The organism is Pseudomonas putida S13.1.2 (assembly GCF_000498395.2).
GTDB classification, from domain to species: Bacteria; Pseudomonadota; Gammaproteobacteria; order Pseudomonadales; family Pseudomonadaceae; genus Aquipseudomonas; species Aquipseudomonas putida_Q.
Map to the genome: position 1 here is coordinate 3,592,346 of NZ_CP010979.1, position 17,426 is coordinate 3,609,771.

Annotated in this window: 12 protein-coding genes; 4 read left to right on the forward strand and 8 right to left on the reverse strand. The window is 64.5% G+C overall.

The features are described 5' to 3' along the window. Positions 1-8 precede the first annotated feature (8 nt). The 6 genes from N805_RS15825 to N805_RS15850 all read right to left on the reverse strand — a co-directional run bounded on the left by N805_RS15825 (position 9) and on the right by N805_RS15850 (position 7,067). Positions 9-2,465 carry an EAL domain-containing protein gene (locus N805_RS15825; protein ID WP_019473895.1) on the reverse strand — a complete coding sequence of 819 codons (2,457 nt, stop codon included), beginning with the start codon at positions 2,463-2,465 and terminating at the stop codon, positions 9-11. Positions 2,466-2,732: 267 nt separating this feature from the next. Beyond that, entirely contained in the window at positions 2,733-4,565 is a 1,833-nt protein-coding gene (locus N805_RS15830) for an ABC transporter ATP-binding protein (RefSeq protein WP_019473896.1), read from the reverse strand. After that, positions 4,558-5,190, reverse strand: coding sequence for a DsbA family protein (locus N805_RS15835; protein ID WP_028614189.1), 633 nt, complete (start codon positions 5,188-5,190; stop codon positions 4,558-4,560). The genes N805_RS15830 and N805_RS15835 overlap by 8 nt, the downstream gene beginning before the upstream one ends. Before the next feature lie 3 nt (positions 5,191-5,193). Continuing rightward, positions 5,194-6,126: a rhodanese-related sulfurtransferase gene (locus tag N805_RS15840; protein WP_019473004.1), complete on the reverse strand. Its 933-nt coding sequence runs from the start codon at positions 6,124-6,126 to the stop codon at positions 5,194-5,196. A 109-nt stretch (positions 6,127-6,235) separates the two neighbouring features. Continuing rightward, positions 6,236-6,532 (reverse strand): BolA family protein, encoded by a 297-nt coding sequence (locus N805_RS15845; protein WP_019473005.1) that lies wholly within the window; start codon positions 6,530-6,532, stop codon positions 6,236-6,238. 10 nt (positions 6,533-6,542) lie between these two features. Continuing rightward, positions 6,543-7,067, reverse strand: a complete 525-nt coding sequence (locus tag N805_RS15850) for a DUF2059 domain-containing protein (RefSeq protein WP_019473006.1) — start codon at positions 7,065-7,067, stop codon at positions 6,543-6,545. Between the two features lie 154 nt (positions 7,068-7,221). On the opposite strand from N805_RS15850, the gene N805_RS15855 reads away from it, so the two are divergent. Further along, positions 7,222-8,616 carry a class II fumarate hydratase gene (locus N805_RS15855; protein WP_019473007.1) on the forward strand — a complete coding sequence of 465 codons (1,395 nt, stop codon included), beginning with the start codon at positions 7,222-7,224 and terminating at the stop codon, positions 8,614-8,616. Between the two features lie 175 nt (positions 8,617-8,791). On the opposite strand, the gene N805_RS15860 is transcribed toward N805_RS15855, so the two are convergent. Continuing rightward, entirely contained in the window at positions 8,792-9,754 is a 963-nt protein-coding gene (locus N805_RS15860; RefSeq protein ID WP_019473008.1) for a DMT family transporter, read from the reverse strand. Positions 9,755-10,008: 254 nt separating this feature from the next. Continuing rightward, complete coding sequence (gene pap / locus N805_RS15865) at positions 10,009-11,502, reverse strand: polyphosphate:AMP phosphotransferase (RefSeq protein ID WP_019473009.1); 1,494 nt, start codon at positions 11,500-11,502, stop codon at positions 10,009-10,011. 136 nt (positions 11,503-11,638) lie between these two features. On the opposite strand from pap, the gene mnmC reads away from it, so the two are divergent. The 3 genes from mnmC to ngg all read left to right on the forward strand — a co-directional run bounded on the left by mnmC (position 11,639) and on the right by ngg (position 17,339). Next, positions 11,639-13,603 (forward strand): bifunctional tRNA (5-methylaminomethyl-2-thiouridine)(34)-methyltransferase MnmD/FAD-dependent 5-carboxymethylaminomethyl-2-thiouridine(34) oxidoreductase MnmC, encoded by a 1,965-nt coding sequence (mnmC, locus tag N805_RS15870; RefSeq protein ID WP_019473010.1) that lies wholly within the window; start codon positions 11,639-11,641, stop codon positions 13,601-13,603. 199 nt (positions 13,604-13,802) lie between these two features. After that, positions 13,803-15,590, forward strand: coding sequence for an N-acetylglutaminylglutamine amidotransferase (locus tag N805_RS15875; RefSeq protein WP_019473011.1), 1,788 nt, complete (start codon positions 13,803-13,805; stop codon positions 15,588-15,590). 3 nt (positions 15,591-15,593) lie between these two features. Next, complete coding sequence (ngg, locus tag N805_RS15880; RefSeq protein ID WP_019473012.1) at positions 15,594-17,339, forward strand: N-acetylglutaminylglutamine synthetase; 1,746 nt, start codon at positions 15,594-15,596, stop codon at positions 17,337-17,339. Positions 17,340-17,426: the final 87 nt, after the last annotated feature.

Here is a 17,426-nt window from a genome sequence, read left to right on the forward strand (position 1 = left end):
ATTTCTCGCTAGCGAAACGTGCCAGGCGCCCGCTGCAACAGAGGCCGGGCGGCGATCCGTTGGCGCTGCAGACTGTCACAGGTGAACACCTGGGGGCGTTCGATCAGGTAACCCTGGGCGTAATCCACGCCTATTTCCTGCAGGGCCTGCTCGATCAAGGGTGTTTCGACGAACTCGGCTATGGTGCGTTTGCCCATGACATGGCCGATGTGGTTGATGACCTCGACCATGGCCCTGTTGATCGGGTCGTCTAGCATGTCCTTGACGAAACTGCCGTCGATTTTCAAGTAATCCACGGGCAAATGCTTGAGGTAGGCGAACGACGACATGCCGGCGCAGAAGTCATCGAGCGAGAAGCGACAGCCCAGCCCCTTCAACTCGTTGATGAAGCGAATGGCACTGCCCAGGTTGGCAATCGCGCTGGTTTCGGTAATTTCGAAACAGATCATCCGTGGCGGGATGGCGTACTCGACAAACAACCGCTGCAGGTATTCGAGGAACTTGTCATCGCCGATGCTCGACCCCGACAGGTTGATCGCGCAGATCGACAGCGGCCCTTCACGGCCTTCGTCCAGGCATTGGCGCACCACCTGGAACACATTGCGCACCACCCAGCGGTCCAGCGCAGTCATCAAGCCGTAGCGCTCGGCCGCAGGGATGAAGCTGCTGGGCAGGATGGTGCGGCCACTTTCGTCGTACAGGCGCAGCAGAATTTCGATATGGCCTGGGCCTTCAAAGGCTTTCAGCGGGGCGATTTCCTGTGCGTACAGGCAGAAGCGGTTTTCTTCCAGGGCCACATGCAAGCGCTGGATCCAGGCCATTTCGCCAAAACGCATGGACAGCTCGCTGTCGTCGGCGTGGTACACCTGCACGCGGTTGCGCCCCTTCTCCTTGGCCATGTAGCAAGCCATGTCGGCGGCACGCAGCGAGGTTTCCAAGGTGCCGGGGGCCTGGGCGATGTGCACCAGGCCGACACTGACCGTGGTCACGAACGGCCGCCCCTTCCACACGAAGTGCAAGCTCTGCACCATCTGGCGCAGCTGCTCGGCAATGCGCTCGGCCTGGTCGGGCGGGCAGCTTTCCAGCAACACGCCAAACTCGTCACCCCCCAGCCGGGCCAGCGTGTCCCCTTCGCGCAGGCCCGATTGCAGCACGGCGCAAATGTGCCGCAGCAATTCGTCGCCAGCGGCATGCCCGCAGGTGTCGTTCACCAGCTTGAACTGGTCGAGGTCAAGGAACATCAGTGAATGCCGCCCCGCCTGGCGCGCCAAGCCGTTCAGCGCCTGCTCCAGGCGGTATTCGAACTCACGGCGGTTGGCCAGCCCCGTCAGGGCGTCATGGGTGGCCTGCCAGGACAGGTTGGCGATGTACTGGCGCTCCTGGGTCATGTCATGCAGCACCAGCACGATGCCGCTGAGCTGGCCGTCACTGACGATCGGCGAGCCCACCAGGTTGATCGACACGGTGCTGCCGTCCAGGCGCTGGATCAGCCGGGCATGCTCGGCGCCGCCCTTGAGGCTGCCGCTAAGCACCTGCTCGACCAAGCTGCGGCCATCTTCTTCGGCCTGCTCGTCCACCAGGCTGAACAGCGCCGACAGCGGCAGGCCCTGGGCCTGGCCAGACTGCCAGTGGGTCAGTTGCTCGGCGGCCGGGTTCATGTAGCCGATGCAGCCCTCCACGTCGGTGGTAATGACCGCATCGCCAATGGCTTGCAAGGTGGTCTGCGCTCGCTCTTTCTCTTCTTGCAGGGCGCTGGCGAAGGCCTGACGCTGGGCCAGCAGCTTGCTGGAGCGGCGCCAGGCGATGCTGATGAGAAACATCGCTGTCAGCAGGTTGGTGATCAGCAGTACCCGCAACAACATGCGCGAGCCTTCGCCCAACGCATCGCTGAACGCTTTGGCAGCGGGCGTGACCCCTTCGTTGATGGTGACGATGCGGGCCTTCCAGGCGTTGACTGCCTGGGCGTCGACCGGGCCACTGGCAAAGCTGTGGCGCATCTCCCCGGCCAGCACATCCAGCTTGGCCAGGTAGCCGTCGCCGATGTCCCAGTAGTCGATGGCCGTCTGCATGTAGCTGATGTTGCGAAAATTACGGTAGAACCAGATGATCCGCTCGACATCGTCGGGGTGGTTGCCGCCTTGCAGTACAGCCTGGCGCGCGGCATCCAGGTTGGGGCTGGGCTGGTCGAGCACCTCGCGCAGCTGGTGGTCGCCCTGGGGCACGGTAATGGCCTGGCGATAACGCTGGTAGGTGCTGTCGTCGCGGGTATCGGCGTACAGGTTGAGGTAGTAGATGGCGTCTTTCTGCGCCTTGGACCACAGGCTTTCGCCCGCGACATAGGCGCGCACGGCCGAAAGCGTATAAAGGCTCAGGCTGCCCAGCGCCACCTGGAAGACCACAACGGCGATGAAGGGCCAGGTAATGCCGAGCAACTTTGGCGCTTCGAGTGTGCGATGTCCCTTCATGGAGTCCCTGTCACAGAGCAGATAAGGCGCAAATCAACCCAGACAAGCACAGCGTAGGCCATCTGCCATCAACGTGACGGGGTTTTTTATGACAGGGATCCCTCTGTTTCCGATTCTGTCGCCGCGCTTTTTGTAGGAGCGGCCTTGTGTCGCGAATGGGCCGCAAAGCGGCCCCGGGATATCAGCGGTGATATAGAGATCGGGGCCGCTTTGCGGCCCATCGCGACACAAGGCCGCTCCTACACCGACCGAGGTGGCGTTTCAGGATCAGCTTTGCTGCAAGTGCCCATAAAGCTTGGCATACAACCCACCCTCGGCAATCAGCTGCTGGTGGTCGCCATCTTCGGCCACATGCCCGCCATCGAACACCAGCACCCGGTCGGCCTGCTTCACCGCCGACAGCCGGTGGGCAATGATCAGCGTGGTGCGGCCGCTGAGGAAGCGCGCCAAGGCCTGGTGCAGGTTGTACTCGGTGGCGGCGTCCAGGGCCGAGGTGGCTTCGTCGAGGATGACCACCTTGGGCTCGGCCAGCACCATGCGGGCAATGGCCAGGCGCTGCCGCTGCCCGCCAGACAAGCGCACCCCAGAGCGGCCCACCACACTGTCCAGGCCCTGCGGCAAGGCGGCGATCGTGGCATCCAGCTGGGCAATATGCAGCGCCTGCCAACAGGCCTCGTCGCTGCAGTCGCGGCCCATGGCCAGGTTGGCGCGCACGGTGTCGTTGAACAGCGACGGGTGCTGCAACACCACCGCGACGTTTTCGCGCAGGGTTTCCAGGCCGATTTCCTGCAGGCTGGCACCGCCAAAGCGGATGGTCCCGGCCTGGGCGCTGTAAAGGCCCAGCAGCAGTTGCACCAAGGTGCTCTTGCCGCCGCCACTGGCGCCGACAATCGCCACCTTTTCGCCCGGAGCAATGGACAGGTCGAGGTTTTCCAGCACCGGCTCGTCGGCATAGGCAAAGCGCAAGTCGCGCACTTCGATGCCCACCGTTTCACGGCCAGCGAACGGGTCGCTGGCGGCCGGGTACTGCGGTTCGTCATCGCGCGCCAGCAGCTCGTTGAGGCGGCTTAGCGCCCCGCCCGCGGCGTAGTAGGCATATTGCAGGTTGAGCAGCTGCTCGACCGGGCCGATCATGAACCACAGGTAGCTGAACACCGCCAGCATCTGGCCGATGGAAAGGTCGGAGAACAGCACGGTCAGCATGGCTGCGGCGCGGAAGATGTCGATACCGAACTGGAACAACAGGCCACTGGCACGGCCACTGGCATCGCTCTTCCACTGGGAATCCACGGCGTAGTCACGCACTTCGCGGGCGCGCAGGCCCAAACGGCCAAGGAAATAGCCCTGGCGGTTGCTTGCACGGATTTCCTGGATGGCATCGAGGGTTTCCGTCAGCGCCTGGGTAAAACGCGCGGTGCTGTCGTTTTCAAGCTTTTTCAGGTGTTTGACGCGCTTGCCCAACTGCACGGTGAAGTAGATCACCAACGGGTTGAACAGCAAGATCAGCAAGGCCAGCTGCCAGTGCATCCAGATCAGGATCGCCGCTGTGCCGGTCAGGGTCAGCATGGCCACCAGGAAGCGGCTGAGGGTTTCGCCCACGAACTTGTCGAGGGTGTCCAGGTCGGTGACCAGGTGGGTGGTTACCGTGCCACTGCCCAGGCTTTCGTATTCCTTCAGCGAAATGCGCTTGAGCCGCTCGATCAGGCGGATGCGCAGGCGGTAGACGATATCCTTGGCCAAACCGGCAAACAGCTTGGCCTGGATCACGTTGAACGCAAGGGCAGCCAGGCGCAGGCACAAGGTGAGCGCCAGCATCAGCCCGATATAACCGGCTGCCACCTGCCAGTTGGAGGGCAGCAGGTGGTTCATCCACTTCAGTGCAGCATCGCCATGGCCGAGCAGCACTTCGTCCACCAGCAGGGGCAGCAGCAACGGAATGGGCACACTGCAGCAAGCCGCCAGCACGGCGATGAGGTTGGCAGACCAGAGGTTTTTCTTGTGATGCAGGGCCAGGCGGCGGATTTCCGCCCAGCTCAGCCGATCGCCCGCAGTGTGAGGCTTGCCCGGCACCGGGTCGGGTGACCCAGGCACATCAAGCACAGACGGCCTGCTGCAGCCAGCGGCCGAGCAAGGGTTGCAGGCGCTCCAGCGGCTGGTAGCCGTTGGTCAGCAGGGCCAGCTGGCCATTGCGTTCGGCCAGCAGGGTGGGAAAGCCGGCGATACCCAGGTCCTGTGCCCAGCTGAAATCGGCTGCGGTGGCAGCGCGGGTATCGGCACGGGCGAAGGTTTCGGCAAACACGGCGCGGTCGAAGCCGCACTGCGAGGCCAGCTCGACCAGCTGTGGCGCGGTGGTCACGTCCACGCCCTGTTCGTAGAACGAACGCTGGATCAGCGCCAGCAGCGGCCAGACGCGCTCGGCGTCCAGCTCGCGGGCAGTGACCAGGGCGCGGCAGGCCGGCTCGGTGTCGTAGACGAAGCCGTCAGGCATGGCCCCCTCGAAACGAAACGGCTGGCCGGTGGCTTCAGCCACCGCCTGCCAATGTTCGAGGATGTACTTGCGGGTGGAGCTGTCCAAGGCGCTGCCACCGGTGCGCAGCCCGCCCGGCACCACGCGGGTGGCAACGCCCGCCTCACGCGCCTGGGCGATCAGGGCAGCGGCTACCGGCGCGAAACCCCAGCACCAGGAGCACATCGGGTCCATCACATAGATCAGGCGTGCAGACATGCATCAAGCCTCGGCTTTGTAGTTGTAACCGATCGGGTGCGGCAGGTTGCGGGCCTTGGCCAGCTCGATCTGCTTCTGCCGGTCGATGGCACTGCGCCGGGTCTTCTCGCTCAGGGTGTCCCAGCAATGCGGGCAGCTGACACCTGGCGAATAGTGCTCGGACGCGCGCTCCTCTGCATTGATCGGGTGGCGGCAGGCGTGGCACTGGTCGTACTCGCCTTCGCTCAGGTCATGGCGCACCGTGACGCGGTTGTCGAACACGAAGCAGTCGCCGTCCCACAGGCTTTCTTCCTGAGGCACTTCCTCGAAGTATTTCAGGACGCCACCCTTAAGATGATAGACCGCCTCGAAGCCTTCACCGAGCATGTAGCTGGAGGCTTTTTCGCAACGAATGCCGCCAGTGCAGAACATGGCCACTTTCTTGTGCTTGCTGGGGTCGAAGTTGGCCTTGATGTACGCCGGGAACTCGCGGAAGGTTTCGGTCTTCGGGTCCATCGCGCCCTTGAAGGTGCCGATGGCCACTTCGTAGTCGTTGCGGGTGTCGATCAGCAGCACTTCCGGGTCGCTGATCAGCGCGTTCCAGTCCTTGGGCTCGACATAGGTGCCGACCGCCTGGTTGGGGTCCACGCCTGGCACGCCGAGGGTGACGATCTCTTTCTTGAGCTTGACCTTGGTGCGGTAGAACGGCTGCTCGTCGCAGTACGACTCTTTATGGTCGACATCGGCCAGGCGCGGGTCGTTGCGCAGCCAGGCCAGCAGGCCGTCGATGCCTTCGCGGGTGGCCGACACGGTGCCGTTGATGCCTTCGTGGGCCAGCAGCAGGGTGCCTTTGACGTCGTTGTCGAGCATGGCCTTGAGCAGCGGCTCGCGCAGTTCTACGTAGTCTTGCAGGGTGACGAACTTGTACAGCGCCGCGACGACGATGGGTTGGGACATGTAACAGATTCTCCAGGTGGTTGCCCTCGTAAGGGGCGGACCGGATTGACAAATAAAAACGCGCCGACAAGCGGCGCGTTACGAATTCTACCAGAACGACAGAAAGGTTTCAGTGCCCCCCGCCGGCACATACCGGCGAGGCCGGAGCAGCGCCGACCTTGGCCCACTCGTCTGCGGTGTAGGTATGAATGGCCAGGGCATGGATCTGCCCCATCAGCTCACCCATGGTGGCATACACCTTCTGGTGGCGCTTGACGCTGTTCAACCCGGCAAACTGCTCGCTGACGATCACTGCCTTGTAGTGGGTCTCCTGACCACGACTGTGCATGTGGCTTTCGTCGAGCACTTGCAGGTGCTGCGGCGCCAGGGCGCCCAGCTGTTGTTCAATGCGCTGTTGCATGGTCATCGCGGCGTGCTCACTTCTTGGCAGGGACGGCGGCCTTGCCAGCGTTAGGGTCCAGTTCCTTGGTCATGTCTTCCAGCAGCTTGTTCACCACCGGCACCGCAGGCTCCAGGCTCTGCTGGGTCAGCTGGGCCGACTGCTGGGTAACCTTGGGCATTTCACGCAGCACTTTCTTGCCCAGCGGCGATTCGTAGAACTTGACCAGGTCTTTGAGCTCTTGTTCGGTGAAGGTCTGGGTGTACAGGTCGACCATCTTCGGCTTCAGCTTGTTCCAGCCGATGGCGCTGTCCAGCGCGGCGTTGGCCTTGGCCTGGTAGCTTGCCAGCACTGGCTGTTTGGCGGCCGGGGCCTTGGTTTGAGCGAAGCGCTGGGCGAACATCTGTTGGACCTGCATGTACACCGGGGTGCCCAGCTTGTCGGCGTTGGCCAGGGTCAGGAATTTCTCGGCAGCAGCGTTGTGGCTGGCGGTGGCAGCGAGTACCTGGCCGCTGGCGCAAGCCAGGGCAACGGCGGCACAAAGGACACGGAGACGGGTCATTGCATTTCCTTCAAGGAGAGGGAGGCGGGTACCTCAGAGTAGAGCATTCTGCGCCGTGGTGGCGATGTGCTCAAGTGGCACGACGAGCGACGGAACCGCTCGGTCGAATCAGGGCCTAAACTGCGATTTCGAACTACACAGGAGTGAGTACAGAATGAGCCGTATCGAGACAGACAGCCTGGGCCCGGTCGAAGTTCCTGAAGGCGCTTACTGGGGTGCGCAAACCCAGCGTTCGCTAATCAACTTCGCCATCGGCAAGGAACGCATGCCCCTCGCGGTGCTGCACGCCCTGGCGCTGATCAAGAAGGCCGCGGCACGCGTCAACGACCGCAACGGCGACCTGCCGGCCGACATCGCCCGGCTGATCGAACAAGCCGCCGACGAAGTGCTGGATGGCAAGCACGACGACCAGTTTCCGTTGGTCGTCTGGCAGACTGGCAGCGGCACGCAAAGCAACATGAACGTCAACGAAGTGATCGCCGGGCGCGCCAACGAACTGGCCGGCAAAGGCCGTGGCGGCAAAGCGCCAGTACACCCCAACGACCACGTCAACCGCTCGCAAAGCTCCAACGATTGCTTCCCCACTGCCATGCACATGGCAGCTGCGCAGGCGGTGCACGAGCAGCTGCTGCCGGCCATCGTCGAGCTGTCGTCGGGGCTTGCCGAGCTGTCGGCGCGCCACCAAAAGCTGGTGAAGACCGGCCGCACGCACATGATGGACGCTACGCCGATTACCTTCGGCCAGGAGGTGTCCGCCTTCGTTGCCCAGCTCGACTATGCCCAGCGCGCCATCCGCGCCACCCTCCCGGCGGTGTGCGAACTGGCCCAGGGCGGCACCGCCGTAGGTACCGGGCTTAACGCCCCGCATGGTTTTGCCGAAGCCATCGCCGCCGAGCTGGCGGCGCTGTCCGGCCTGCCATTTGTCACGGCGCCAAACAAGTTCGCCGCCCTCGCCGGCCACGAACCGCTCACCAGCCTGGCGGGCGCCCTGAAAACCCTGGCCGTGGCGCTGATGAAAATCGCCAACGACCTGCGCTTACTGGGCTCGGGGCCACGCGCCGGCTTGGCCGAAGTGCGCCTGCCGGCCAACGAACCGGGCAGCTCGATCATGCCGGGCAAGGTCAACCCGACCCAGTGCGAGGCGCTGTCGATGCTGGCCTGCCAGGTGCTGGGCAACGATGCGGCCATCGGTTTTGCCGCCAGCCAGGGGCATTTGCAGCTGAACGTGTTCAAGCCGGTGATCATCCACAACCTGTTGCAGTCGATCGAACTGCTGGCCGATGGCTGCCGCAACTTCCAGCTGCACTGCGTGGCGGGCATCGAGCCCGATGCCGAGCAGATGGCCGCGCACCTGGAACGGGGCTTGATGCTGGTGACGGCGTTGAACCCGCATATCGGTTATGACAAGGCGGCGGAAATTGCCAAGAAGGCTTACAGCGAGGGCAAGACCTTGCGCGAGGCTGCATTGGAGCTGAAGTACCTGACCAATGAGCAGTTCGACCAGTGGGTGCGGCCGGAGAACATGCTGGCACCGGGTGGTAAAGGCTGAGCTCTTTATTGCCTGCCCCGGCCCTATCGCCGGCAAGCCAACTTCTACAGGGATCGCACACATTCAGGCCTGTGGTGATCCTGTGGGAAGCAATTTCCACAGGGCCCCCACATCTTTCAGGCCTGTGGTGATCCTGTGGGAGCTGGCTTGCCGGCGATAGGGCCGGCGCAAGCGATCAATGCACCTGGGCCAACCGCGCCCGCCTCGCGCGCCAACTGGCCACCAGGGATGGCCCCAGCGCCACCAGCGCCGAGCCCAACACCACGGTCACCGCCCCTATATAGCCCAGGGCATTGATGTCCTCGGCGTGCACATACTCCGGCCACACCAGTGCCGCCAGCGCCACCGCGACAAAGGTCACCAGCGGTGTCAACGCCAGGGTGGCACTCACCCGCGACGCCTCCCAGTGCGCCAACGCCTCGGCAAACGCGCCGTAGGCCACCAGGGTATTCAGGCAGCAGGCCAGCAACAGCCAGCCCTGCACCGGGCTCAGTTGCAACGCCTCCAGGGGGTGTACCCAAGGCGTGAGCAGCGCAGCGCAACCGAGGTAGATCACCATCATCACCTGCTGTGAATTCCACACCGTCAACAGTTGCTTCTGGCTGAGGGCGTAGAACACCCAGATGCTGGTGGCCAGCAGAATGGTCAGCACGCCGGTGGTGTAGGTACCCAGAGAGGTCAGCAGCTCTTCGAGGCGCTGGTTGAAGAACAGGCCAAAACCCGCCAGCAGTATCAGCAGGCCCACGCCCTGCCCCAGGCTGAAGCGCTCGCGGAACACGAACACGCTGGCCACCAGCAACAGCACCGGGCCGACCTGCACCACCAGTTGCGCGGTACCGGGGCTGAGCAGGTTGAGGCCGATCAGGTACAGCACGTAGTTGCCCATCAGGCCCAGCACGGCCACCACTACCAGGCCTTTGCCCCTGGGTGCCAGCCGGGTGAACGACGGCAGGCGTCGCTTGGCTGCCAGCCAGGCGAACAGCAGGCCACCGGAAACCAGCAGGCGGTACCAGGTGACGGTGATCGGGTCGACCACTTGCAGTACCTGCTTGAGCTTGATCGGCAAGATGCCCCAGAGCAAGGCAGTCAGAAGTGCCAGGAACAGGCCATAGCTCCAGCGGCCGGAAGTGGTGTGCATAGCGTCCTCGTTCAAGCCCGTGGTGGGGGTGACTGAATTCTACGGGCTTGGAGGGCAGTGACGGAGAAGAGTGCCGAGAAAAGAATTCATCAGGTCATTCTTGTGTGGCATGGCTTGGCAGGTGTGCAGCCTGTTCTGGCCTCTTCGCGGGTGAACCCGCTCCCACAGGGACTGCACAATGGCCAATCCTGTGATCATCCTGTGGGAGCGGGTTCACCCGCGAAGAGGCCAGAAAAGGCAATCAAAAGCCCTGGCTATTTCTTGTGCTTGGCAAACGCCGCCTCAAGCGCCTGGTTGATGGTGCGCAGCACCTTCACCCGCGCCCAGCGCTTGTCGTTGGCCTCCACCAGCGTCCAGGGTGCAATCTCGCTGCTGGTGCGGTCGACCATGTCGCCCACCGCCTGGACATAGTCGTCCCACTTGTCGCGGTTGCGCCAGTCGTCCTCGGTAATCTTGTAGCGCTTGAACGGGATCTGCTCACGCTCCTGAAAACGCTCCAGCTGGGTCTGCTGGTCGATCGCCAGCCAGAACTTCACCACTACCACCCCGGCGTTCACCAACTGCTCTTCAAAGTCGTTGATCTCGCTGTAGGCACGCATCCAGTCGGCCGGGCTGCAAAAACCTTCCACCCGCTCCACCAGCACCCGGCCATACCAGGAGCGGTCGAAGATGGTGAACTTGCCGCGTGCCGGGATATGCCGCCAGAACCGCCACAGGTAGGGCTGCGCGCGCTCTTCCTCGGTGGGCGCGGCAATCGGCACGATGCGGTACTGGCGCGGGTCCAGCGCCGCCGCCACGCGGCGGATGGCACTGCCCTTGCCGGCAGCATCGTTGCCTTCGAACACGGCCACCAAGGCGTGCCGGCGCATGCGCTTGTCGCGCAGCAGGCCGGCCAGGCGGGCCTGTTCGGTGACCAGTTGCTCCTGGTAGTCGGCCTTGTCCAGGCGCAAGGTCATGTCCAGGGCGCCGAGCAGGCTGCGCTGGTCAATGCTGCGGCCCAGCGGGGCCACGTTGCCCTGGTGCTTGCCCTTGGGGTTGTTGGCCAGCGCGGCTTGCAGGCTGTCCAGCAGGATGCGCCCCACCGCCAGGCTGCGGTAGTTCGGGTCTACCCCTTCGACGATATGCCACGGCGCATAGTCGCGGCTGGTGCGGCGCAGCACGCGCTCGCCAAAGCGCACGAAGCGGTCGTAGGTTTGCGACTGCTGCCAGTCCAGCGGGCTGATCTTCCAGCTGTGCAGCGGGTCGTCCTTGAGCGACTTCAGCCGGGCCTTCATCTGCTTTTTGGACAGGTGGAACCAGAACTTGATGATCAAAGCACCTTCATCGCACAGCATCTGCTCCAGGCGCTCGGCACCGGTAATGGCCTGGTCGAGCACGGCATCCTTGAACTCCCCGTGCACCCGCCCCTGCAGCATCTGGCTGTACCAGTTGCCAAAGAACACGCCCATCCGCCCCTTGGGTGGCAACGCCCGCCAGTAACGCCAGGCGGGCGGCCGGGCCAGCTCTTCGTCGGTCTGCTGGTCGAAGGTGAGCACATCGATCATGCGCGGGTCCATCCACTCGTTGAGCAGTTTTACCGTCTCACCCTTGCCGGCACCTTCGATGCCGTTGATCAGCACGATCACCGGGAAGCGCGCCTGCTGCTTGAGTTCGTACTGGGCTTCGAGCAGGGCCTCGCGCAAAGCGGGTACCTCGGCGTCGTAAGCCTCCTTGTCGATGCTGTGGCCGATTTCGGCGGATTCGAACATGCACTGGCTCCTTCAATGGATAAGCAAGACTAGCGGATTTCATTTCTGCCTGTACTGACCTCTTGGCGAGTGAACTCGCTCCCACAGGTGGGCGCGATGGCATAAAATCCTGCCATCCGCTGCAACCGAGCCAACCATGTCCACCCTCCTCCAGCACGCCCAGATCGACTGGGACGACCAGGGCCGCCCCCATTCGCGGCAATATGACGACGTCTACTTTGCGGTCAACGAAGGCATCGAAGAAACCAAGCACGTGTTCCTCGGCCAGACCCGCCTGGCCGAACGCTTTGCCAACCTGGCGCCGCACAGCTGCAGGGTGATCGGCGAAACCGGTTTTGGCACCGGCATGAATTTTTTCTGCGCCTGGCAGCTGTTTGACCAGCACGCCCACAGCGACGCGCGCCTGCACTTCGTCAGTGTCGAAAAATACCCCCTTGGCCACGCTGACATGGCCCGCGCAGTACGCCTGTGGCCTGAACTTGCCGCCTACACCGAGCCACTGCTGGCGCAATATGTGGCGGTGCACCCGGGCTTTCAGCAATTCACCTTCGCCGATGGCCGGGTCACCCTGACCCTGCTGATCGGCGACGTGCTCGAGCAGCTGCCACAACTCGATGCGCAGATCGATGTGTGGTTCCTCGACGGCTTCGCCCCCGCCAAGAACCCCGACATGTGGACCCCGGAGCTGTTCGCGCAGCTGGCGCGGCTGTCGCACCCGGGCACGGTGCTGGGCACTTTTACCACCACCGGCTGGGTACGCCGCAGCCTGGTCGAAGCCGGTTTCGCCATGAAGAAGGTGCCCGGCATCGGCAAGAAGTGGGAGGTGATGAGCGGCGCCTATGTCGGCCCGCTGCCCAGCCCAGGCGCACCTTGGTACGCGCGCCCCGCCGTTACGCAGGGGCCGCGCGAAGCACTGGTGATCGGTGCCGGGCTCGCCGGTAGCACAACCGCCGCCAGCCTGGCCCGGCGTGGCTGGCAGGTGACCGTGCTGGAGCGCCACCATGCCCCGGCACAGGAAGCTTCAGGCAACCCACAAGGGGTGCTGTACCTCAAGCTGTCTGCCCATGGCACCGCGCTTTCGCAGATGATCCTGTCCGGTTTCGGCTACACCCGGCGCCAGCTGGAACGCCTGCAGCGTGGCCGCGACTGGGATGCCTGCGGCGTGCTGCAACTGGCCTTCGACAGCAAGGAAGCTGAGCGCCAGGGCAAGCTGGCCGCCGCTTTCGACCACAACCTGCTGCACGCGCTGGAGCGCACAGAGGCCGAAGCGGTCGCCGGCGTGGCCTTGCCGGCCGGCGGGTTGTTTTACCCCGAAGGCGGCTGGGTGCACCCCCCGGCGTTGTGCCAGCAACAGCTGCAGCACCCTGGGATTCGCCTGGTCACCCATCAGGAAGTGCTGGAGCTGCGCAAGGTCGACCAGCAGTGGCAGGCCTGGGCGGGTGACCGCCTGGTTGCCAGCGCGCCCGTGGTGATTCTGGCCGGGGCCGCCGAGGTAAAGCGCTTCGAGCCTTGCGCGCAGCTGCCGCTCAAGCGCATCCGGGGGCAGATCACCCGCTTGCCGGCCACCGCCAGCAGCCGGGCGCTGCGTACCGTAGTGTGTGCAGAGGGCTACGTAGCGCCGCCGCGCGGGGATGAACATACCCTGGGCGCGAGTTTTGATTTCCACAGCGAAGACTTGGCGCCGACGGCAGCCGAGCATAAGGGCAACCTGGCGTTGCTGGACGAGATCTCCCTCGACCTGGCGCAGCGCCTGGGCACAGCCGGGTTGGCCCCTGAGCAGTTGCAGGGGCGCGCGGCGTTCCGTTGCACCAGCCCGGATTACCTGCCGATCGTGGGACCGGTAGCTGATGTACAGGCGTTTGCCGAGGCCTATGCAGTGCTAAGCCGGGATGCGCGGCAGGTGCCGGATGTAGCCTGCCCTTGGCTGGATGGGTTGTATGTTAATAGCGGGCATGGGTCGCGCGGGTTGATCACGGCGCCGCTCAGTGGCGAGCTGGTGGCGGCCTGGGTGTGTGGGGAACCGCTGCCGTTGCCGCGGGCAGTGGCAGAGGCGTGTCATCCGAACCGGTTTGCGTTGCGTAAGCTGATTCGGGGGAAGTAAGGAATCGGGGCCGCTGTGCGGCCCTTCGCGGGCTCGCCCGCTCCCACAGGGATAGCACGAGTCGGGCTTGCCCCCGGACATTGCCCAGCGGCCCCATATAACAAATCGTTCTAAAACTCTCAAAAAGCACACCGGTCAGTTCCTTCAGGTGCCCTAATCCTGGGCACCCCCTCCCCAACGGAAAAACCGGTAAGGACTTATGTGCGGATTAGCAGGAGAGTTGCGTTTCACCCCCATCGACCAGGCCCCTCGCCCAGCCGACCTGGCTGCGGTAGAGCGCATCACGCATCACCTGGCGCCTCGCGGCCCGGATGCGTGGGGCTTCCATAGCCAGGGCCCTATCGCCCTTGGCCACCGACGCCTGAAAATCATGGACTTGTCCGACGGCTCGGCGCAGCCGATGGTCGACAACACCTTGGGCCTGTCACTGGCGTTCAACGGTGCCATCTACAACTTCCCCGAACTGCGCCAAGAACTGCAGGACCTGGGCTACAGCTTCTGGTCCGACGGCGACACCGAGGTGCTGCTCAAGGGCTATCACGCCTGGGGCGCAGCCTTGCTGCCCAAGCTCAACGGCATGTTCGCCCTGGCCATCTGGGAGCGCGACAACCAGCGCCTGTTCCTGGCCCGTGACCGCCTGGGCGTCAAGCCCCTGTACCTGTCGCGCAATGGCGAGCGCCTGCGTTTTGCCTCCACCCTGCCAGCGCTGCTCAAGGGCGGCGACATCGACCCGATGCTCGACCCGGTGGCGCTCAACCATTACCTGAACTTCCACGCTGTGGTGCCGGCGCCACGGACCCTGCTGGCCAACGTGCAGAAGCTGGAGCCCGGCACCTGGATGCGCATCGACCGCCATGGCGAAGTAGAACGCCAGACCTGGTGGCAGCTGAAATACGGTGCCAACCCGGATGAACGTGAGCTGGACCTGGAAGGCTGGACCACCCGCGTGCTCGACGCCACCCGCGACGCCGTGGCCATCCGCCAACGTGCCGCCGTCGACGTCGGCGTGTTGTTGTCCGGTGGCGTCGACTCCAGCCTGCTGGTCGGCCTGCTGCGCGAAGCGGGCGTGGACGACCTGTCGACGTTCTCCATTGGCTTTGAAGATGCCGGTGGCGAACGTGGCGACGAGTTCCAGTATTCCGACCTGATCGCCAAACACTACGGCACCCGCCACCACCAGCTGCGCATCGCCGAACACGAGATCATCGACCAGCTGCCGGCAGCATTCCGCGCCATGAGCGAGCCGATGGTCAGCCACGACTGCATCGCCTTCTACCTGCTGTCGCGCGAAGTGGCCAAGCACTGCAAGGGTGTGCAAAGCGGCCAGGGCGCCGACGAGCTGTTCGCCGGGTACCACTGGTACCCGCAGGTGGACGGCGCCGAAGATGCCTTTGCGGCCTACCGCGACGCGTTCTTCGACCGCAGCCACGCCGAGTACCGCGACACCGTGCAGGCGCCCTGGCTGCTGGAAACCGACGCCGCCGGCGAATTTGTGCGCGAGCACTTCGCCCGCCCCGGTGCCCGCGACGCGGTGGACAAGGCCCTGCGCCTGGACAGCACGGTGATGCTGGTGGACGACCCGGTCAAGCGGGTAGACAACATGACCATGGCCTGGGGCCTGGAGGCGCGCACGCCGTTCCTCGACTACCGCCTGGTAGAGCTGTCGGCGCGTATCCCGGCACGCTTCAAGCTGCCCGACGGCGGCAAGCAGGTGCTCAAGCAGGCGGCGCGGCGGGTGATTCCGCATGAGGTGATCGACCGCAAGAAGGGCTACTTCCCGGTGCCGGGCCTGAAGCACCTGGAAGGCGCCACCCTGGGCTGGGTGCGTGAGCTGCTGACCGACCCCAGCCAGGACCGTGGGCTGTTCAACCCGGCCATGCTCGACCGCCTGCTGAGCAACCCGCACGGCCAACTCACCCCACTTCGCGGCTCCAAACTGTGGCAGCTGGCGGCGCTGAACCTGTGGTTGAGCGAACAAGGAATCTGATCAATGAAACCCCATGAAATCGCTTACGGTCAGCGCCTGCTGCGCGGCCAGCCGCCGTCCTACGAGCGCCTGCAGGCGCGTCTGGCCGGCGACGGCAGCCAGCCACACGACCAGCCGCGCGCCGTGCACTGCGGTTGGGGCCGGCTGCTGATCGGCCACACTTACCCAGACCCGGCGTCCCTGGCCGAGGACTTGCTCGACGAGCGCCCCGGCGAACGGGACATCGCCCTGTACGTGGCTGCGCCACAGCAATTGCTGGCCCAGGCCCCGCAGCAGCTGTTCCTTGACCCTTCTGACACCTTGCGCCTGTGGTTCACCGACTACCGCCCGGCGCAGCGGGTGTTCCGCGGCTTCCGCGTGCGCCGTGCGCAGAACCCTGCCGACTGGCAGGCGATCAACACCCTGTACCAGGCGCGCGGCATGCTGCCGGTCGACGCCGAACTGCTTACGCCCCGGCACTTGGGCGGACCGGTGTACTGGCTGGCCGAGGACGAAGACAGCGGCGCGGTGATCGGCAGCGTCATGGGCCTGAACCACGCCAAGGCGTTCGATGACCCCGAGCATGGCAGTAGCCTGTGGTGCCTGGCAGTGGACCCGCACTGCACCCGCCCTGGCGTGGGCGAGGTGCTGGTGCGCCACCTGATCGAGCACTTCATGAGCCGTGGCCTGGCTTACCTAGACCTGTCGGTGCTGCACGACAACCGCCAGGCCAAGCGCCTGTACGAAAAGCTGGGTTTTCGCAACCTGCCCACCTTTGCGGTCAAGCGCAAGAACGGTATCAACGAGCAGCTGTTTCTCGGGCCCGGGCCGCAAGCAGACCTCAACCCCTACGCCCGCATCATCGTCGATGAGGCCCGGCGCCGCGGCATCGAGGTGCAGGTGGATGACGCCGCTGGCGGTCTGTTCACCTTAAGCCTGGGCGGGCGACGCATTCGCTGCCGTGAATCGCTCAGCGACCTGACCAGTGCTGTGACCATGACCCTGTGCCAGGACAAGCGCCTGACCCAGCACGCCCTGGGCAATGCCGGGCTGCAGGTGCCGGCGCAGCAGCTGGCGGGTAATGCCGACGACAACCTGGCGTTTCTCGACGAGCATGGCGCGGTGGTGGTCAAGCCCGTCGATGGCGAGCAAGGCCAGGGCGTGGCGGTGAACCTGACTTGTATCGACGACATCACCCGCGCCGTGGCGCACGCTCGCCAGTTCGACAGCCGCGTGCTGCTGGAAAGCTTCCATGCCGGGCTCGACCTGCGCATCGTGGTGATCGGCTACGACGTGGTGGCCGCTGCCGTGCGTCACCCGGCGCAGGTGCTGGGCGATGGCAAGCACAGCGTGCGCCAGTTGATCGAAGCCCAGAGCCGTCGGCGCCAGGCTGCCACCGGCGGCGAAAGCCGCATTCCGCTGGACGACGAAACCGAGCGCACCCTGCGCGCGGCAGGTTTTGGCTATGACGACATATTGCCAGCCGGGCAGCGCCTGGCCGTGCGGCGCACCGCCAACCTGCACACCGGTGGCACCCTGGAAGACGTGACCGAACGCCTGCACCCGGTGCTGGCCGACGCTGCCGTGCGCGCTGCGCGGGCGCTGGAGATTCCGGTGGTGGGGCTGGACTTCATGGTGCGTGATGCCGGGCAGCCGGAATACGTGATCATCGAGGCCAACGAACGTGCCGGCCTGGCCAACCATGAACCGCAGCCAACGGCCGAGCGCTTTATCGACCTGCTGTTTCCGCATAGCCGGCCTTTGGCTTAAACCAGTGCCGGCCTCTTCGCGGGTGAACCCGCTCCCACAGGGCTATCACCGCCTGGGAGGGCAGCGCCGTTCCTGTGGGAGCGGGTT